Source organism: Rouxiella chamberiensis (assembly GCF_026967475.1).
Lineage (GTDB): Bacteria > Pseudomonadota > Gammaproteobacteria > Enterobacterales > Enterobacteriaceae > Rouxiella > Rouxiella chamberiensis.
The window spans coordinates 2,062,002-2,081,526 of the sequence record NZ_CP114058.1 but is presented as its reverse complement, the minus strand read 5'-3'; the positions used below and the strand labels follow the sequence as shown (position 1 = coordinate 2,081,526).

Below are 19,525 nucleotides of genomic sequence, written 5' to 3'. Positions count from 1 at the left end.
AAACCGCTAGTTTTCGCTTTTATTCGCTGGCAAACAGTCTGCGTTAAAAACCTTGTGACGGCTAATGGAATGATTTAATAAGCCCGCTGGCATTATTTGTGCGGCTAATGAGGCGCGGTAGCCGAGTCAGTCTGGAAGGATTTTCAGGTCTGAAGGGGAGGCGGCGATTACTTTTGCGGCGGTGGTGGCGCATACTTTTCGCGATATTCACGACGATAGGCGCGGGATTTGTGGCGGCCATGAAGCCAGAGATAGGTACAGACGATGCAGATCCCGCCTGAAAAGACGATATTGCGCATGTCGCGGTCGTAAAAATAGACCAGCAGGCAATCCAGCAGCGCCACAATGGCGAACCATTTGTGTACGTGAGAGAGTTTGCGGGTTTCGGCGTTGAGCCTTTTGAGTTGGCGTCCTTCATCCAGGACTTTTCTCTTTTCCATAATGGCCTTCCTGGTGAGCGTCGGGTTTCAATATAACAAAACCGTTAAGCAAAGAGTGGGCCGTTTTGAAAATTATCCGCATTTTTTGTCAAAATGTGAAAAGGGGAACGCAAGCGCTCCCCTTTTTGCTGTCTGTGGATTACCGGTTGTGCCGGAAAATCGCCTAGACCAGTTCGATCACGTCGAATTTGGCTTCGGCAGAGACATCGGCATCGTAATCAACGCCTTTCAGACCAAAGCCGAACAGACGCAGGAACTCGTCCTTGTAGCCTTGATAATCGGTCAGTTCATAGATGTTGTCATCGTTGAGCTGAGACCAGATAACGCCACAGGTTTTCTGCACTTCATCGCGCAGTTCCCAGTCGTCCAGACGCAGACGGTTTTTCTCGTCGGTATCCGGCACGGAATTGTTGTAAAGCTTGGTCGCGAACAGACGCTGGATCTGCTCGATGGTGCCTTCGTGAATACCCTGTTCTTTCATGATTTTGAAAGCGATGGAGATATACAGTGGCATGACCGGAATAGCGGCAGAAGCCTGAGTCACCACGGATTTCAGTACGGCAACGTTGGCAGAACCGCCCTTGGCTTTCAGCTTGCTGTCGATTGCCTGCGCCGCGCGGTCAAGGTCTTCTTTCGCCTTGCCCAGCGTTCCGTGCCAGTAGATAGGCCAGGTCAGCTCGGTACCGATGTAGGAGTAGGCCACGGACTTGGCGTTGTCGGCCAGTACGCCTGCGTCTTCCAGCGCGTTCATCCACAGTTCCCAGTCCTGTCCGCCCATCACCTGAACGGTATCGGCGATTTCCTGCTCGTTGGCAGGCTCGACTACCGCGGTAACCAGTTTGTCTTTGTTGGTGTCAAGCGCCGTGGATTCGTACGGTTCGCCGATAGGTTTCAGCGCAGAACCGGACCAGCTCGCCGGAGTCAGGCAGTTTACGCACCGGAGAGGCCAGCGAGTAGACCACGAGATCAATCTGACCCAGATCTTCTTTGATAAGCTTGATAACGGTGTCGCGGCATTCGTTGGAGAATGCATCGCCGTTGATGCTCTTGGAGTACAAGCCTTCTTCTTTGGCGGCTTTGTCAAAAGCGGCAGAGTTGTACCAGCCAGCAGAACCGGTTTTGCTTTCGCTGCCCGGCTTCTCGAAGAACACCCCGATGGTCGCCGCATCGGCACCAAAGGCGGCATTAATTCTTGAGGCAAGCCCATAACCTGTGGAGGCACCAATGACCAGGACGCGTTTTGGCCCGTCTTTCAGTTTGCCTTGCGCTTTCACGTATGCAATTTGCTCACGCACGTTGGCTTCACAGCCGATTGGGTGAGTGGTCGTACAGATAAATCCACGAATTTTAGGTTTGATAATCATGACAAGGCTTATCTTGTTGGTTATTAATGGACGGTAATATTACCTTATTTTCTCTCTAAGCTTAACACTCCCGTTTTAACTCGGGGTGAAATGTGGAAATTAATAGAGAAATTAGAGAGTTAAAACAGAGTGGGTGGCGAGGAAATGACCATTTGAAGAGACTGCGCGGCGGGGGATTGCCGCGCAGTTTACTTCCCTGCCATCCGAAAACGGCTGTGACAGGGAAGGCGTGCCAATCAGGAATGCGTTGCCAGTTTGGCTTCCGGCTGCGGCGCATCGCTTTCGCGGTCCAGCGTCATGCGGTGCAGTTTTGGCGCGGTCAGCAGCATCAGCAGGGCAATGACACCGGTAATGACACCAATCTGCATAAACACGTGGCTGTAAATCGCCAGTGAAGCGTGTGCGTCATTGATGTTGCCAGGCACAGCGGTCAGTGCAGCCACTTTACCGGCAATGATCGCGGCCGCGGCGGTGGTCAGATACCATGAACCCATGATGAAGCCCATCAGACGCTGCGGCACGAGCTGCGCAACCATCGCCAGACCCAGACCCGAAATCATCAGCTCGCCAATACTCTGCAGGGCATAGCTCAGCACCAGCCAGTTGACCGACACGATACCGGCTTCATTCGCAAGGCTTGCGCCCCACGGCAGCACCAGAAACGCCAGTGAACACAGCACCATGCCAATCGCAAACTTGTGCGGCATCGGCAGGCTCTTGCCAAAGCGGGCATAAATCATTGCCAGAATCGGACTGGCCAGCATGATAAAGAACGGGTTCAGCGCCTGATACTGCTCAGGCTGGAAATCCATACCCAGCAGGTGATTGTTTACATTGTGAATCGCAAAGAAGTTCAGCGAGGTCGGCATCTGGCTGTACAGCACGAAGAAGACGATAGCTTCCAGCATCAGCAGGAAGGCGACGATCATCTTGCGACGGGCGATGTCCTTCAGGGCGAAAGTCTCTTTGGCGAAGACGATAATGATGCCGATAGACACCACCGCCAGCGCCCAGCGGGCGATAGACTGGTTGTGCAGCAGGAAGCTGGACACTGCAATCAGCGCCACAACGCCGACGACAACCATCAGCAGCTTGCTGTAGTTCACCGGTTTGAAGTCAGGTTTTGAACCGTGATCTTTCACCCAGCGGCGACAGAACATAAAGTTGACCAGCGTAATCAGCATGCCGACTACGCTCAGCGAGAACGCCACGCCCCAGCCAAATTTTGCTGCCAGATAAGGTGTCGCCAGCATGGAGAAGAAGGAACCAATGTTCACGGACATGTAATACATGGTGAACGCGCCATCGAGACGGGGATCATCTTTCGCGTAGCAGGTGGAAAGCAAAGAGGAGGGATTTGCCTTGAACAGGCCGCTGCCGACGGCAATCGTCGCCATGCCCATGTAAACCCAGAAGATATCATGACCCGAATAGGCTACCTGCGCATAGCCCAGCGCCAGCACTATCGCGCCAAGTACTATCACGCGTTTGGAGCCGAGGACTTTATCACCCAGCCAGCCGCCAATCGCTACAAAGCCGTAAACCAGTGCGCTAAAGGAGGAGAACAGGGTAATGGAATCGGCTTCGCTCAGGCCAAGCATTTTGACCAGGTAGACCGCCATGATGCCCTGCAGGCCGTAGTAACCAAATCTTTCCCATAATTCGATGGAAAAAATAAGGTAGAACGCCCGGGGCTGTTTGAAGGCGTTCATGCTGACGCTTTCTTCCTGAGTTGGTGTTGAGTTTGTTTTTGACACAAATACCTCGATTTATTTCTTCCCGCCACGTGGACGGTCAGCACATAAGTAGCGCAGGTAAGCGCTCTCAGCATAGTTATAGGGTGTATTACGGGGAGTAATGTTCCCTATCTTGGCGGGGTAGACAAGTATTTTGACATATTCTGTTACCATTGCCCTCGGCAGCCTGATTAAACTCTATACGATTTGTTATCCAGCATTAACGTTTATGTTTAATAAAATTGTCGAAGGATTGTTCTGTTTGATAATTGCTCAATACGGGCATGGGGGAAAGCGCTATAAAACAGGCGAAATTAAGATAAATGTCGCGTTATTATCGGAATAAACCGAAGGAAGTTTCGATAACAGGGGTTTTAAGCAGTTTTTCGTAAAATGGGTGTCGCGAGGTTTTGCAAGCATTTTTTACGCGACGATTGTAATGTGATATTCGTCACTTTTTAACACTAAATTTTAGATAGGAATTAAGCCAAGTACCAGATACGCAGGTAGATAGCAGAAGGGATAAGCTGAAAAGCCCCATCGCAAAGTGATTTACCCTGCGATGGACGCTAAAACAGCAGGTTAGTTTAAACGAGACTCTCCCAAAGTCTGAATCAGTCTGTTAAGCCAGTTAAACAGCGCGCTGCTGAGCAGAATATCGAGGATCTGCGTGTGAGAATAACCCGCATCCCGCAGAGGTTGCACGGCGGCAGCATCGAATTTTTCCGGCGTCCGGGTCAGGACACAAACCGCCTTGAACAAAGGATCCTGCTGCGTCAACGCCGTGTGCATCTCTGCTACTTCGGCAAATAGCGTATCGATTTGCGTGGATTCTCCGCCCGCCTGCAAATAATAACGGCCATGAATTCCGGCACAGAACAGACAGCCGTTAATGCGTGACGTGGCGGCAGCGGCCCACTCCTTGAGCGCCGATTTTTCATCATTCGGCTGCTGCATGATATGGCCCGAAACCGCAGACAGGGCTTCAAGCGTTGGCGCGTCCTGCGCCAGCAGTCGATAAAACGACGAGTCGCGTGCCTCAGGTGCGCTTGAATCCAGCGCATCCAGTTGCTCTTTGGTGGCCTTCCTGACCTCGACTTCCGCTAGGCGCGACTGCCAGCTGCGCAGTCCGAGCGAGAAACCTTTTTGTTCGCACTCTTCTGGTTGTGGAAAACCGGGCAACACGGTCGCAGGGCGTCCGGCAAGGGCATTGACGACGGCCAGCACCCGCGCCTGAAAGCTGACAAAGCCAATCAGTTGCGAAAACAGGACGATATCCTGAGGACCCAGCCCCACTTCGCCCAACTGCGCCAGCATCGCCGGGGTAATCAGCGTCGGCTGAGTCGCCAGCAGGCGGGCATACTGGGCAAGGTGGGTTTGACGAATGTTGCTTTCGCGCGAGGCGTCGGGGCAGTTGAGCGGGGCGAGACGGGCCGCATAGTGGCTGCAAAGCGGTTGAATGCCGGTGACCTGCGCCACGGTGAGTGCGCTGCTCAACCGGTCGTAGAGCGAGAGCGTTTGCCTGCGCGACAGCGCCACATGTTTGGGAAACAGCTTGTTATAACAGGTTTGGCCCGCAAACAGCAGACCGTTGCGTTGTGTCAGCGTGCGGCGCAGCGAGGGTTCTATTTTCTGTTCAAGACCCAGAAGAAAACTGTCGGAAGAGGGCGTTTGACAGGGATCCAGAGGGGTGTGCCGCAGTGGACTGGTCTGGGTTTCGTGATACCAACCATCCAGTGCGGCCCGGCGCTGTTGTTCCATGATTGAGTCCTTTGCGTAGGGCATTTTCAGACTCTATCCTTGCTTATCGTTCACACCCTATAAAATACTGTTAAGTGATAAATCATAGCTAAAAGGAATAGCGAAATTTAAAACGCCCGGGCGAACGTGCTACGCCCGCGCATCCCGCCGCCAGGCATCGGCGGTCAGCGCCTCGCCAAAGTGGCTTGCCACCAGTCTTTTGGTCAGATCATGAAAGGGCGCCGCCAACACTTCTGCCGTACACCCGCGCTCGACCACTTCGCCATTGTGCATCACCAGTACCTGATCGCTGATGTGTTTCATCATGCCGAGATGCTGGGTCACATAGATGTAGGAGATGCCCTGTTTCTCCTGCAATTCGAGCATCATGTTGATTATCTGCGAGCGCATCGACATATCCAGCGATGCCAGCGCCTCGTCGGCAACAATCACTTTGGGTTGCAGAATCAGCGCCCGTGCCAGCGCCACGCGCTGAACCTGACCCGACGCCAGCATATGCGGATAATAATTGGCATGGTCGGGCAGCAATCCCACCTGACGCAGCGTCTGGTTGAGGCGGATTTCGCGTTCGTGCGCCTCCATATTGCTGGTCAGGCGCAGCGGGGCTTCGAGTATCGCGCCAATCCGCTGACGCGGATTCAGTGACGTCGTCGGATCCTGAAAAATCATGCGCACCGTCTGACTGCGCTGACGATAATCGCCGAACTTCAGCACCTGATCGTCAACCAGAATCTCGCCGTCGGTCGGTTCAATCATGCCCGCCAGCATTTTGGCCAACGTCGATTTCCCGGAGCCAGTTCTCCCCAATAATCGCCAGCGTCTGTTTGGCGCGCAGCGTGAAATTCACCGGCTTCACCGCCTGCAAATTCATTTTGCGAAACAGACCCGTGCGATAACGAAAGGTTTTGCACAGATTTCTGACTTCAAGCAGCGTCTCGGCCATTATTTTTCCTCCATATTCAGCGGAAAGTGGCAGGCATAGGCATGCGTCTTCGCCAGCAGCAGACGCGGGGTTTCGATACATTTTTTCTGCGCATAAGGGCAGCGCGGGCCGAGGCGGCAGCCAATGGGCAAGTGTTCCAGTGAAGGAATGGCGCCGGGCAGCGTATTCAAACGGCTTTTATGCGGCAGCGAACGGCCAAAGTCGGGCATTGCGCGAATCAATGCCTGAGTATAGGGGTGGTGCGGCGTCGCCAGCAGTTCTTCAACCCCCGCGCTCTCCACCGTTTGTCCGCAGTACAGCACGTTAACCCGATTGGCCCATTTGCTCATCATCTGCAAGTCATGACTTATCAGCAAAATCGTGGTGCCGTTGTTCTGGTTCAGACGTGCCAGCAGGCGGAAAATCTGTGCCTGCGTGGTCGGCTCCATCGCGTTGGTCGGCTCATCGGCAATCAACAGCCGTGGCTGATTCGCCAGCGCAATGGCAATCATCACCTTCTGGCATTCACCCTCCGTCAACTCATACGGGAAGCTTGCCATGATATCTTTGTGATCCTTGATACCCACGCGGTGCAACAGTTCGATGGCGCGTTTCCTGCGCCAGCGGAAACGCTGATACCACAGGCCTTTGTAGGTCCAACCCGGAATGGCCTGGGTAAGCTGTTTACCGATGTTTTCCGAAGGATCCAGACAGGATTGCGGCTCCTGGAAGATCATCGAAATGTTGTGACCTATTAATTTGCGCCGCTCGCGCGGGCTAAGGTGCAGCAAGTCGATGCCGTCAAAACGCATCCGGTCTGCGGTGACGCGCCAGTTGTCTTTGGTAACACCGCAAATGGCTTTGGCTATCAGGCTCTTGCCGGATCCGGATTCCCCGACCAGGCCGCGCACTTCACCGGCAGTCAGCGAAAGACTCACGCGATCGACGGCTTTCACCGGCCCTTCGGAGGTCATGAATTCAATGGTCAGGTTGCGAATATCCAGTAATGGCATTATTTCACCCCCGCAATAATCGCGCGGCGTACGCCGTCGCCCAGCAGGTTAATCAGCAGCACGCTGACCAGTATGCAGGCACCGGGGAGCATGACCGTCCACGGCGCGACATACACCAGCTCAAGCGAATCGCCGAGCATGGCGCCCCATTCGGGCGAAGGCAACTGCGCGCCGAGATCAAGAAAGCCCAGCGCGGAGATGTCCATGATGGCCATCGACAGCGCGCGGGTAAATTCGGTCACCAGCACCGCCACAATATTCGGCAGCACCGCATAACGCAGGATCTGGAAAGTGGTCGCGCCGTCAAGACGTACCGCGACCACATACTCTTTCTCCATTTCATCGTGGACCGCGACATACAGCGTTCGCGCCACGCGAGGCAGCAGCGCCATCCACACCGCCAGATAGGCGTGCTCGAGTTTCGGGCCGATAAAGGCCACCACCACAATCGCCAGTAATAAAGAAGGAATGGACAGCAGGGTATCGAACACGTGATTCAGCACCGCCGAGCGCAGACCGCGCGTACTGCCCGCCAGCACGCCGATGATGACCGCGCAGAATGCCGCCGCCAGCGTCACCAGAATGGCACCGCCGATAGTCGGCGCGGCGCCGCTGAGAATACGGCTTAGCAGGTCGCGGCCTAAATCGTCGGTCCCCAGAAAGAATGACACATCGCCATAATGTGACCAGGAAGGCGGCAGCAGTTGATAGCCGAGAAACTGTTGATCCAGCTGGTAAGGGGCCAGCAGCCCGCCAAACAGACACAGCAGGATGAGGGCGACGACGCCATAAAAACCGATCATCGACAGGCTGTCGCGATAGAAAATACGCCAGGTGTAGCGCAGCGGACTGGCAACCTGTTTCTCGCGATACACGTTATCTGAAGGCATACCACTCCTTATGTTTCAGTGGATTCAAAATGGCGCCCAGAATATCGGAAAGCACGTTGACGACGATGACCAGCGATCCTGCGACCATGACGCCCGCCGAAATTGCGGCGTAGTCCTGCTGGCGGATGGCGTTTATCATCCAGCGGCCCAGCCCCGGCCAGTTGAAGACCATCTCGGTTATCATCGCGAGCGTCAGCATGGTAGAAAATTGCAGGCCAAGCTGCGGAATAATCGGCGGCAGCGCGTTGTGCAGCACGTGACGGCGAATGACCGCAAAGCGGGAAAGGCCACGCGTGGCCGCCGCCTTGATGTAATTCTTACCGAGGATCTCGTCGGTTGAAATCCGCATCAGGCGGATGACTTCCGTGGTGGGCGCAACGGCCAGCGCCGCAATCGGCAGAATCATATGTTTTACCGCGCTAACCAGCATTTCGTGGCGATACGGCGAGGTTCGACAGCCACGCGTCGATCAATTCGAAACCCGTGACCGGTTTGAGCTGATAGAGCAGGTCGATACGCCCGGAAACCGGCAGCCAGCCAAGTTGCAGCGAGAAAAACAGCATCAGCAGCAAAGCCAGCCAGAAAACAGGAATCGAAAAGCCGAGCAGGGCGAGGGTGCTGATAGCGACATCCGGCCACTTTCCACGCATCACCCCGGCGGTAATGCCAAGCGGAATGCCGACCAGCAGCGCAAAGATAAACGCCAGAATACACAGCTCCATCGTAGCCGGGAACACACTCAGCAGTTGCCCGTTGATGGCCTCGCCGTTGATGCTCGATACGCCGAAATCAAATTGCAGCAGGCCGGTAAAGAAGAAGCGGTAGGCGTCCCATAGCGACGCGCCCTGCAATGGCGCGTGCGGGGTAAAATAGCTCAGGCTGAACGACACCAGACTGAGCAGAAACAGCGTGATGATAAGCAGCAGCAGCCGACGTAAAATAAAGATAATCACGGCGTTTTCTCCTCCGCTGACCGCGAAATACTGACATCGCTACTGTTGCCCGTGGCATCACGGAACACCCCGGCAAACGACGAGTTGCCAAACGGACTTAGCACCAACCCCTTGATGTCAAAGCGGTAGGCCTGCAATCTCAGCGAAGAGGCGAGCGGCAGTACCGGCAACTCTTTTTCGAGAATATCCTGCGCCTGCTGATAGTAGTCGATACGCTGGGACAGCTGCTGTGAGAGCAGCGCCTGATGCAGCAGGGCATCAAACTGCGGGTTACACCAGTGAGCATAGTTGGTCTGTGACCGAATTGCCGCGCAGCTCAGCACAGGGCGGAAAAAGCTGTCGGGATCGTTGCTGTCGGTCGACCAGCCGGAAAGGGTCAGGTCGTGATTCATTTCCATTAAACGTGCTTCCTGGAAACGCCCCTCGACCGGTCTTATCAGCACTTTAATGCCGACCTGCGCCAGATCGGCCTGAATGAGTTCGGCGGTTTTCAGCGGACTCGGGTTATAGGACTGCGAAACTATCGGCACCCAGAGATGCAGCACGAGATCTTTTTTGCCGAGGCTTGCCAGAATCTGCCGCGCCTTCTCGGGATTGTACTCGGTGACTTTCGCGCCGCTGTCATACGCCCACGAGGCGCGTGGCAGCACAGACGCGGCAGTTTCGGCCGTGCCGTAATAAATGGATTGCATCAGGCGCTGATTGTTGATGGCAAGCGCCACGGCTTCGCGCACGCGGGGATCGTTCAGCGGCGGTTTATTGGTATTGAACGCCAGATAGGCGACGTTCATGCCCGGACGCAACGTCAGGCGCAGGCGCTGATCGTCGCGAAGAATCGACAGCTGACTCGCCGCCGGATAGGCCAGCACGTCACATTCGCCGGTCAGCAGTTTCGACAGGCGTCCGGTACCGCCCACACCCATATCGATAACGACCTGCTGCATGCGCGGAATGCCTTTCCAGTATTTGCCATTGCGCGCAAGGCGCACATATTGTCCGGCACGGAAATCGGCCAGCTGGAACGGACCGGTGCCGACCGGCAAGCGGTCTATCTGTTCTTCGATGCCGCGTTTTTTCAGGTTGGCCGCGTATTCCGCCGACAGCACCGGCGCATAGTGGGTCGCCAGATGCCACAGGAACGAGGCATCAGGATTATTCAGCTTGAATTCAACCGTATAGTCATCGAGTTTTTTAACGCTTTTTACCGTATTGGCGAACTGTAGACTGTCGAAATACGGATAATCCGAGCCATTGACGCCGTGATAGGGATTATTTTCATCAATGACACGTTCGTTGCTGAACACGACGTCGTCGGCATTCATATTGCGGGTCGGCTTGAACCACGAGGTGGTTTGAAACGGCACATCTTTGCGCAGATGAAAGCGGTAGGTCGCGCCGTTGTCCAGCACTTCCCAGCTTTGCGCCAATTCGGGAATAAGACGATAGGTATAAGGGTCGACATCCAGCAAACGGTCGTAAAGCTGTGCCGCGAGGGTGTCGATAATCAGTCCGCTGCTGGCTTTCTGGGGATTGAAAGTGTTGACCATTCCATTGACGCAATAGACGAATCCGCTGTTGCGGATATCGGCAGGCGGCGTGGGCCTTGCGGATGAATGCGTTTTTTCGTTGACGGTATCGGCAGCGGAAGGAGCCGCCGCAAAAGTGGTCACGGCAGAAACATACCGAGGCAAGACCGGCCAGTATCAGCATCCAGGGGGTTATACAACGCATAAGGGCTTCAAATGTAAGTAAGCGATCTGCTAAGTGTACCGCACTCTGTCAGACACCCCAATCCATTGCGTTAAACAGTAGCCGCAAACTTAGTATGGTAATGAGAAAAATTCTCAACAAAGTGCTTTACAGATGGTACTGATAACTATTATCATCTTTTTACCGACTGCATAACGCCCCGCCCGGGACGCTAAACAGTCGGTACGACATTGCTCACATTGCTTCCAGTATTATTTAGCCAGCTCGGGTGCTGGCTTTTTTTGTCTGCTATTTGGCCGTTTTCTCTTCACTGTCAGGCGCATTGACCTGCATGCCGTGCTTCTTCAACATTCCCCGCAGCTGGTGATACGTCAGACTCAACAGGTCGGCGGCGCGTCGCTGGTTAAATTTCGCCTGCTTCAACGCCTGCTCAATCAGCGATTTTTCAACCTCATTCAGAAAGGCCCTGCTGTCTATCGGCAAGGTCGGCAGACCAGCGCCCGTTTGCGGCGTCGCGGTTTGGGCTTCGGGCGGTGCATGGCGGCTAAAGGGATTGAGGACGATATTATCGAGCGGCGTCTCGCTGGTGCCGTGACGGTACATGGAGCGTTCAACCACATTTTTCAGCTCGCGAACATTGCCCGGCCAGCGGTAGTCCAGCAGTGTGTCCTGCGCCTCTTCCGTAAAGCCCGGAAACAGCGGCAGGGACAGCTCGCGGCACATCTGAATGGCAAAATGTTCGGCCAGTAACATGATGTCCTGCTGGCGTTCGCGCAGCGGCGGCAGTTGAACCACATCAAAGGCCAGCCTGTCCAGCAGGTCGGCGCGAAACTTGCCTGCGGCGGCGAGGGCGGGCAAATCGTCATTGGTGGCGCACACCAGACGGACATCGACCTGCAACGGCTGGCTGCCACCGACGCGCTCGAGATGACCATATTCAATGACACGCAGCAGTTTTTCCTGCACCAGCATGGGCGCGGTCGCCAACTCGTCAAGAAATAGCGTGCCGCCGTCGGCGCGTTCGAATCGTCCCAGATGCCGTTTTTGCGCGCCGGTAAACGCCCCCGCTTCATGGCCGAAGAGTTCGGAATCCAGCAGGCTTTCGTTAAGCGCCGCGCAGTTCAACGAGATGAAAGGGCCTTGCCAACGCCCGGAAAGATAATGAAGACGGTGGGCAATCAGCTCTTTACCGGTTCCGCGTTCGCCCGTCACGAGCACCGGTTTGTTCAAGCGGGCAAGTTGCGAGACCTGTTCCAGAACGTCAATAAATGAATTGGCTTCGCCGAGCAAATTGTCGATAGTGTTTGTCATGGTGAAATTTACCAACCCTTGGTTAAAATTATCAGTGCTTTTTAAAGCCTAGCAGAAGTCCAAATTAAAAAAGTGTTTTTATTCAGCGAGATACTCTTTTTTAAAAGTTGGCACGCGTTTTGTAATACCTATATCAGCAAAGACAGGCAGTTAGCCGTCTGTCGATTTAATTCACATTGACCTTATGGGTCATAAACAAGTCAAAGAGGAAGCTTCACTATGGGTATTTTTTCTCGTTTTGCCGATATCGTAAACGCCAACATCAATAATCTGCTGGATAAAGCCGAAGACCCCCAGAAGCTGGTGCGTTTGATGATTCAGGAAATGGAAGACACGCTGGTTGAAGTGCGTTCCACCTCGGCGCGTGCACTTGCCGAAAAGAAACAGCTGAAACGCCGTATCGAACAGGGCGAAGCCCAGCAGAACGAATGGCAGGAAAAAGCCGAACTGGCGCTGCGCAAAGATAAAGACGATCTGGCTCGCGCGGCGTTAATCGAAAAACAGAAACTGGTTGAATTGGTGACTACGCTGAAAAATGAAGTCGCTACCGTTGAAGAAACGCTGGACCGCATGAAGTCCGAAATCGGCGAGCTTGAAAGCAAACTGACTGAAACCCGTGCCCGCCAGCAGGCGCTGACTTTACGTCATCAGGCCGCTTCTTCCTCTCGCGATGTGCGTCGTCAGCTCGACAGCGGCAAGATTGATGAAGCAATGGCGCGTTTCGAGCATTTCGAGCGCCGTATCGACACCATGGAAGCCGAGTCGGAATCTTACAGCATCGGCAAAAAGAAAACGCTCGACCAGCAGTTTGCCGAACTGAAGGCCGATGATGAAATCAGTGCCCAAATCGCAGCCCTGCGCGCCAAGATGCAGGTCGGCAAGGACGCCTGATAATCTTCCTGAAGTCATTCGCCGCCCCGAAAGCGGGGCGCGTTTCAGGCGATTTTTAAGCATGGTTATCCTAAAGGAGTAGAGATGAGTGTTCTGTTTTTAGCCATTCCACTGACCATATTTGTGCTGTTTGTCGCCCCTATCTGGCTGTGGCTGCATTACAGCAGCCGTTCGCAGAACGGCAGTCAGCTCAGTCAGAACGAGTATCAGAATTTACAGCAGCTAACCGGCGAGGCGCGTCGCATGCGCGAACGTATTCAGGCGCTGGAAGAAATCCTCGATGCCGAGCACCCGGGTTGGAGGCAATCATAATGTCAACCACGCTTGCGGAAAGAAAACTGTATCGCGTGCCCGAAGAAGGCATGTTGAAAGGCGTTTGTGCCGGGCTGTCGCATTATCTGGGCGTGCCGGTCAAGTTGCTGAGACTGATTGTCGTGTTGTCGATGTTCTTTGGTCTGTTCATGTTTACCGTCGTGGCCTATTTTTTGCTGGCCTGGCTGCTGGAACCCGTACCGGCCCAAAGTTTCGACGATGAACAGCCTGCCTCCGCCCATGAGTTGCTGGTTGAAGCCGATCGCCAACTTGCGGCCGGCGAGCAACGGCTTCGCGAGGTGGAGCGGTACGTGACCTCCGAAACCTTCGGGGTCCGCAGCCGCTTTCGGGAGCTCTGATCCGGCATTTGTTATACTGTAGTTATCTGTCCGGAAACATTTTGCGTTTTCCGGACGCATTGTGAAAGCGCCTGCGGGCGCTTCACCTATTTCAGTCGTGTCATGGCTTATCATCGGATAAGTTGGGCGCTGGACTCGGGAGGCAATATTTATGCGCTATACACCAGCCGTAACCACGTCGTCTGCACCTCATTCAGCCGCGTCAACTCCGGCAAAAAGTAGCTTGATGAAGAAAGTTTTTAAATTGATTATTACACTGGTGCTGACCTTTGCACCGGCGGGCGTCGCAGCCAGACTGCTTGGCGTATTGGGTCGTGGTCCGCTTCGCTATATTCTGGCGATTGTGCTTGAGCCTTTAATCAGAAGGTTGTTAACCGCCCTGTTGGGGCGTCATGCCAGGGAGAGCGATGAAAAGATTACAAAATGAGTTTGGTTCACTGGTCAACCGCGGGTTGGACCGTCATTTACGTCTTGCAGTCACCGGCTTAAGCCGCAGCGGTAAGACGGCTTTTATTACCTCTTTAGTCAATCAGCTTCTTCATGTTCACAGCGGTGCACGATTGCCGCTGTTTTCCGCCGTGCGCGAAGAGCGTTTGCTGGGCATCAAGCGGGTGCCCCAGCGCGACCTCGGCGTATCGCGCTTTACCTATGATGAAGGTATCGCCCAGCTTTACGGCACGCCCCCCGCGTGGCCCACGCCGACGCGGGGCGTCAGCGAAATACGACTGGCGCTGCGTTACCGCTCCAATGATTCCCTGCTACGCCACTTCAAAGACACCTCTACGCTGTACCTCGAAATCGTCGATTATCCGGGGGAATGGCTGCTCGATTTACCCATGCTGGAACAAGACTATCTGAGTTGGTCACGGCAGATGGCCAGTCTTCTGTCGGGCAAGCGCGCCGAATGGGCGGCGCCCTGGCTGACGCTCTGCCAGCAATGTGATCCGCTTGCGCCCGCCGACGAGAATCAGCTGGCCGCGATCGCGCAGGCCTATACCGATTACCTTGTCCGCTGCAAAGACGAAGGGCTGCATTTTATCCAGCCGGGCCGTTTCGTGTTGCCGGGCGATCTCGCGGGCGCGCCTGCGTTGCAGTTTTTCCCGTGGCCCGAGTTACATCGTTATACCGACACCCAACTGGCGCAGGCCGATAAACACAGTAATCTCGGCATGCTGCGCCAGCGCTTTGACTACTACTGCGCTCAGATCGTTAAAGGCTTCTACAAAGAGCACTTTATCCGTTTCGATCGCCAAATTGTGCTGGTCGATTGTCTACAACCGCTAAATAGCGGCCCGCAGGCGTTCAACGATATGCGCCTCGCACTGACACAGCTGATGCAAAGTTTTCATTACGGCAAACGTACCTTGTTCCGCCGCCTGTTTGCGCCCTGTATCGACAAATTGATGTTTGCCGCCACCAAAGCTGACCATATCACTGGCGATCAGCACGCGAATCTGGTGTCTTTACTTCAGCAACTGGTGCAGGAAGCCTGGCAGAATGCCGCCTTTGAAGGAATAAGCATGGACTGTGCCGGATTGGCCTCCGTGCAGGCGACTGAAAGCGGGCTGGTGGAATATCAAGGACAGTCGATTCGGGCGGTCAAGGGCCAGCGTCTCGACGACGGACAGGCACTGACCGTGTTTCCGGGCGAAGTGCCCGCGCGTTTGCCGGGCAATGCGTTCTGGGAGCAGCAGGGTTTCCATTTCGATGCCTTCCGTCCTCGTCAGATGAATATCGACCAGCCGATGCCGCATATCCGCATGGATGCCGTAATGGAGTTTTTATTGGGAGATAAAATGCGATGAACGCGCCACTCAAGCCAAAAATCAATTTTGAACAGGATATCAAAGCGCCCGAAGAGCCGGTGTTGCGTGCTGCGCAGAGCTTTGAAGGGGAGCAGGGCGAACACTTTCTTGCCGTCCCCGAATCCGACCCGTTATTGCCCGAAGACGGGCAGGCCGAAGCGGTAGTGACGCGCGCGCTCAAACCGCGCCGAAGCCTGTGGAGCAAGATGGTCCGCCTTGGCGCCGCCGTGTTTGCCGTCAGTGTGGTCGGGCAGGGCGTGCAGTGGATCCATCAGGCATGGGTTCAGCAGGACTATATCGCACTGGGAGCCTGTACCGCAGGCGGGCTGATTGTGGCGGCCGGTATCGGCTCTGTGCTGTCTGAATGGCGTCGTTTGTATCGCCTGCGCCAGCGCGCGGAGGAACGTGATACCGCCACCGATTTACTGCACAGCCATGCGCTCGGGCAAGGACGCGCCTTTTGCGAGAAGCTGGCGCGTCAGGCCGGACTCGATCAAAGTCATCCGGCCTTGCAGCGCTGGCAGGCTTCTCTGCATGAAACGCACAGCGATCGCGAAGTGGTCGAACTCTATGCACGACTGGTTCAGCCCGTGCTCGACGGGCAGGCAAGGCGCGAAATAAGCCAGTCTGCGGCTGAATCTGCGCTGATGATAGCCGTCAGCCCGCTGGCGCTGGTCGACATGAGCTTTATCGCCTGGCGCAACCTGCGTCTGGTTAATCGTATCGCCAATCTTTACGGTATCGAACTGGGGTATTACAGCCGTATCCGGCTGTTTCGTCTGGTGCTGTTGAATATGGCGTTCGCCGGCGCGACCGAACTGGTTCGCGAGGTCGGGATGGACTGGGTTTCGCAGGATTTGGCGGCCAGACTCTCCGCCCGCGCGGCGCAGGGGATTGGTGCGGGTCTGCTGACCGCGCGACTGGGCATTAAAACGATGGAGCTATGCCGTCCTTTGCCGTGGCTCGAAGGCGACAAACCGCGTCTTGGGGATTTTCGCAGCGAACTGGTGGGCAAGCTCAAGGCGACAATGAGCAAAAGTGCCAAGCCGAAAGCCTAGTCTCAAGCCTTATATTTCGGTGCCGACAGGGAGGTTGGCATCGGACGAGAACAAACGCGTCTGGGAAGCCGATGGGTTTTAAATAACGAAAGAATACATTGGTGGTGTCAGACAGGATGTTCGGGCTGAAGCTTATTTCGTTGCGTTGAAAATGCTGGAGTAAAGCAGGAGAACGTCAAGACAGGCTAATGCGAGATGGTGGTGGGGGAAGGATTCGAACCTTCGAAGTCGATGACGGCAGATTTACAGTCTGCTCCCTTTGGCCGCTCGGGAACCCCACCACGAAATTCGTGGATTTCTCTTTTTCTTGCAGAGAGGAAAATGACTTTTCCTTTCTCTCTTTCCGCGTGGCTTGTCGCGGTAAGCGGGGCGCATCATATCAAATGAAACGCCGCTGTAAAGTCTTGAAATCGATAATGGAGTTTGAATGCCGATTTTTTAGACTTGCGGGTGTTTTCCTGAACAGAAACACCCGCCATTGCCTACAGAATAACCGTGCGGTTGCCGTAAACAAACACGCGCTGTTGCAGCACTTTATAGATGGCGCGGCTCAGCACATTCTTTTCGACGTCGCGACCCGCGCGCATCATATCGTCTGCGGTATAAGTGTGGTCGACGTGAATCACGTCCTGCATGATGATCGGGCCTTCATCCAGATTGTCATTCACATAGTGCGCGGTAGCGCCGATGATTTTCACTCCACGTTCGTACGCCTGATGATACGGGCGCGCGCCGATAAAGGCCGGCAGGAACGAGTGGTGAATATTGATAACCTGATTCGGATAATGCTGCACGAAGCCCGGCGTTAGCACGCGCATGTATTTCGCGAGCACCACATAGTCAGGCTGATACTGGTCAATCTGTTCCATCATGGCGCTGTCATGCTGCTCGCGCGTCAGGCCTTCATGGCTGACCAGATGGAAAGGAATATCGAAACGCTCAACCAGCGTTTGCAGCGTATCGTGGTTGCCAATGACCGCCGCAATTTCGACATCCAGACCGCCGTAAGCCGATTTCATCAGCAGATCGCCAAGGCAATGCGCCTCTTTGGTCACTAAAATAACAATGCGGCGGCGATCGGTGCTCTGCAGCTCGCGAATGGAGCCTTTTGGCAGCGCGCTATCAAGGTCGGCAAGCAGCGTGTTGTCGTTGAAAATCCCTTCAAGCTCGGTACGCATGAAAAAGCGGCCGGTACGGTGATCCACATATTCGTTGTTTTGCACGATGTTCAACTCATGCTTGTAACAAATATTGGTGATCTTGGCGATCAGGCCTTTCTCATCCGGACAAATGGTGCGCAGAACTTTGGTTTGAACGTTGTGTTGTGACATTTAGGTCTACATCCTGTCGCCTCCACCTCTTTCGGGCGGCGCAGGGGCCACGCGGAATAAGCGGAGGTAAGTTAATTTTATGTTGGTCTATTTATGGCGCATTATGCCGCGTTATCAGCCGCAGCACTTCTTATATTTTTTGCCGGAACCGCAGAAGCAAGGATCGTTTCGGCCAAGCTGAGGTTTGACGCCGTCAATATAATACCAGTGTTTGGCAATTCTCAAAAAACGCGAACGTTCATGCAGGGTGACGATGCTATCCTGCCCGTTTTCCTGATACCGTGCGATAAACTCGACATAACCTTCGTCGGCATTTTTACCCGCTTTGGTCGCGACAATTTGCAGCCCCAGCCACTCGGTAACGGCAAAACCTTCTTCGAGCGCGGCGCGCAGTTCAGGCACACGGCAATCCGGATGCCAGCTGGCAATAAGGTAATCGGCATCCTGGGTGACATAGGCGCTGTAACGCGATCGCATCAAGGCTTCGGGCGTCGCCGCAGGGCGTTCACCGCGGATTGCCGGTTGGCAGCATTGTTCAAATTCGGACTCGCTGCCGCAAGGACATAAAGTGGTCACATTAACTCCGGTAACGGCATCGCCTGGCGTGCGCTATTGAATGCAAAGGGGCGTTATGTTACCTAACAATGTCACCGGGTGACAACGCGCAAACGGCGGCAAAGCGCTCTTTGGTCGTAAATAGTCGATTAAACGACAGAGATAGGAAGAATAATGGCACGACAGCTGAAAATTGGTCTGGCGTTAGGCTCCGGCGCGGCAAAGGGTTGGGCGCATATTGGGGTTATCAACGCGCTGCATGAAATGGGCATCGAAGTCGATATTGTTGCAGGATGTTCGGTCGGATCGCTGGTGGGTGCGGCCTATGTCAGCGGTCGCCTGCCCGCGATGGAAGGGTGGGTACGGTCATTCAGCTACTGGGACGTGTTGCGGCTGATGGATTTCTCGTGGCGTCGCGGCGGATTGCTGCGGGGTGAGCGCGTCTTCAATGCCGTGTCGCAACTCCTGCGCATCGACGATTTCGAGCAGTGCAACCGCAAGTTTGGCGCGGTGGCCACCAATCTAAGCACCGGCCGCGAACTCTGGCTGACCAAGGGCGACCTGCATCAGGCGGTTCGCGCTTCATGCAGCATGCCCGGACTGCTGGCACCGGTGTGGTTCAACGGCTATTGGCTTGTGGACGGCGCGGTGGTGAATCCGGTGCCGGTCTCTCTGACCCGTGCGATGGGGGCCGACATCGTGATCGCCGTCGACCTGCAACACGATGCGCACTTGATGCAGCAGGAGATGCTTTCCGTGCAGGCGACGCCGGATGATATCGGCGACCCTATCGAATTGAACTGGCGTGACAAGATACGTCAAAAGCTGGCGCGTCCTCCCCTGCGCCAGAGCCACCATACACCGACCGCCATGGAAATCATGTCGACCTCGATTCAGGTGCTCGAAAACCGTCTCAAACGCTATCGCATGGCTGGCGATCCGCCCGACGTGATATTGCAACCTTATTGCCCGCAGATTTCTACGCTGGATTTCCACCGCGCGGATGAAGCCATCGAGGCAGGACGATTAGCGGTTGAAAAACAGACCGATCTCCTTTTACCATTGATTAAAAGCAATCATTTCTGAACGGCTTAGCGAGAAACGCGCGTTATAT

16 protein-coding genes, 1 tRNA gene and 3 pseudogenes are annotated in these 19,525 nt (G+C 54.8%); 7 read left to right on the top strand and 13 right to left on the bottom strand.

What is annotated here, in order from left to right; genetic code table 11:
- Positions 1-167: 167 nt before the first annotated feature.
- The 10 genes and pseudogenes from O1V66_RS09555 to pspF all read right to left on the bottom strand — a co-directional run bounded on the left by O1V66_RS09555 (position 168) and on the right by pspF (position 12,100).
- Positions 168-440 carry a hypothetical protein gene (locus O1V66_RS09555; RefSeq protein ID WP_045046628.1) on the bottom strand — a complete coding sequence of 91 codons (273 nt, stop codon included), beginning with the start codon at positions 438-440 and terminating at the stop codon, positions 168-170.
- 163 nt (positions 441-603) lie between these two features.
- Positions 604-1,804, bottom strand: a pseudogene (gene fabV, locus O1V66_RS09550) (enoyl-ACP reductase FabV).
- A 236-nt stretch (positions 1,805-2,040) separates the two neighbouring features.
- On the bottom strand, positions 2,041-3,561 hold the full coding sequence (gene dtpA, locus O1V66_RS09545) for a dipeptide/tripeptide permease DtpA (protein ID WP_045046630.1): 1,521 nt from the start codon (positions 3,559-3,561) through the stop codon (positions 2,041-2,043).
- Positions 3,562-4,122: 561 nt separating this feature from the next.
- Complete coding sequence (locus O1V66_RS09540; protein WP_045046631.1) at positions 4,123-5,301, bottom strand: CMD domain-containing protein; 1,179 nt, start codon at positions 5,299-5,301, stop codon at positions 4,123-4,125.
- A 129-nt stretch (positions 5,302-5,430) separates the two neighbouring features.
- Positions 5,431-6,244, bottom strand: a pseudogene (gene sapF / locus O1V66_RS09535) (putrescine export ABC transporter ATP-binding protein SapF).
- On the bottom strand, positions 6,244-7,236 hold the full coding sequence (gene sapD / locus O1V66_RS09530) for a putrescine export ABC transporter ATP-binding protein SapD (protein ID WP_045046633.1): 993 nt from the start codon (positions 7,234-7,236) through the stop codon (positions 6,244-6,246). The pseudogene sapF and the gene sapD overlap by 1 nt, the downstream one beginning before the upstream one ends.
- Entirely contained in the window at positions 7,236-8,126 is an 891-nt protein-coding gene (gene sapC / locus O1V66_RS09525) for a putrescine export ABC transporter permease SapC (protein ID WP_045046634.1), read from the bottom strand. Before sapC ends, sapD begins: the two co-directional genes overlap by 1 nt.
- Positions 8,113-9,079 (bottom strand): annotated as a pseudogene (sapB, locus tag O1V66_RS09520) (putrescine export ABC transporter permease SapB). Before sapB ends, sapC begins: the two are co-directional and overlap by 14 nt.
- On the bottom strand, positions 9,076-10,749 hold the full coding sequence (sapA, locus tag O1V66_RS09515; protein ID WP_414058458.1) for an ABC transporter substrate-binding protein SapA: 1,674 nt from the start codon (positions 10,747-10,749) through the stop codon (positions 9,076-9,078). Before sapA ends, sapB begins: the two are co-directional and overlap by 4 nt.
- Before the next feature lie 328 nt (positions 10,750-11,077).
- Positions 11,078-12,100 (bottom strand): phage shock protein operon transcriptional activator, encoded by a 1,023-nt coding sequence (pspF, locus tag O1V66_RS09510; RefSeq protein ID WP_045046637.1) that lies wholly within the window; start codon positions 12,098-12,100, stop codon positions 11,078-11,080.
- Between the two features lie 219 nt (positions 12,101-12,319).
- On the opposite strand from pspF, the gene pspA reads away from it, so the two are divergent.
- The 6 genes from pspA (at position 12,320) to O1V66_RS09480 (ending at position 16,525) form a co-directional block, all read left to right on the top strand.
- The gene (pspA, locus tag O1V66_RS09505; RefSeq protein ID WP_045046638.1) at positions 12,320-12,991 is read left to right on the top strand and encodes a phage shock protein PspA; all 672 of its coding nucleotides are present in this window, start codon (positions 12,320-12,322) and stop codon (positions 12,989-12,991) included.
- A gap of 84 nt (positions 12,992-13,075) precedes the next feature.
- Positions 13,076-13,303 carry an envelope stress response membrane protein PspB gene (pspB, locus tag O1V66_RS09500; RefSeq protein WP_045046639.1) on the top strand — a complete coding sequence of 76 codons (228 nt, stop codon included), beginning with the start codon at positions 13,076-13,078 and terminating at the stop codon, positions 13,301-13,303.
- Complete coding sequence (pspC, locus tag O1V66_RS09495; RefSeq protein WP_045046640.1) at positions 13,303-13,662, top strand: envelope stress response membrane protein PspC; 360 nt, start codon at positions 13,303-13,305, stop codon at positions 13,660-13,662. Before pspB ends, pspC begins: the two co-directional genes overlap by 1 nt.
- A 226-nt stretch (positions 13,663-13,888) precedes the next feature.
- Positions 13,889-14,089 carry a phage shock protein PspD gene (locus tag O1V66_RS09490; protein WP_045046641.1) on the top strand — a complete coding sequence of 67 codons (201 nt, stop codon included), beginning with the start codon at positions 13,889-13,891 and terminating at the stop codon, positions 14,087-14,089.
- A complete protein-coding gene (locus tag O1V66_RS09485; RefSeq protein WP_045046642.1) occupies positions 14,070-15,467 on the top strand; it encodes a YcjX family GTP-binding protein in 1,398 nt (465 codons plus the stop codon). Before O1V66_RS09490 ends, O1V66_RS09485 begins: the two co-directional genes overlap by 20 nt.
- Entirely contained in the window at positions 15,464-16,525 is a 1,062-nt protein-coding gene (locus tag O1V66_RS09480) for a YcjF family protein (RefSeq protein WP_045046643.1), read from the top strand. The genes O1V66_RS09485 and O1V66_RS09480 overlap by 4 nt, the downstream gene beginning before the upstream one ends.
- Before the next feature lie 196 nt (positions 16,526-16,721).
- Here O1V66_RS09480 and O1V66_RS09475 read toward each other — a convergent pair.
- The 3 genes from O1V66_RS09475 to O1V66_RS09465 form a co-directional block, all read right to left on the bottom strand.
- Positions 16,722-16,806 (bottom strand) — tRNA-Tyr (locus tag O1V66_RS09475).
- A gap of 201 nt (positions 16,807-17,007) precedes the next feature.
- Positions 17,008-17,856 (bottom strand): formyltetrahydrofolate deformylase, encoded by an 849-nt coding sequence (gene purU, locus O1V66_RS09470; protein ID WP_045046644.1) that lies wholly within the window; start codon positions 17,854-17,856, stop codon positions 17,008-17,010.
- A gap of 114 nt (positions 17,857-17,970) precedes the next feature.
- A complete protein-coding gene (locus O1V66_RS09465; RefSeq protein ID WP_045046645.1) occupies positions 17,971-18,432 on the bottom strand; it encodes a YchJ family protein in 462 nt (153 codons plus the stop codon).
- Positions 18,433-18,585: 153 nt separating this feature from the next.
- Between O1V66_RS09465 and rssA the strand changes: the two genes are divergently transcribed.
- The gene (rssA, locus tag O1V66_RS09460) at positions 18,586-19,497 is read left to right on the top strand and encodes a patatin-like phospholipase RssA (protein ID WP_045046646.1); all 912 of its coding nucleotides are present in this window, start codon (positions 18,586-18,588) and stop codon (positions 19,495-19,497) included.
- Positions 19,498-19,525 lie beyond the last annotated feature (28 nt).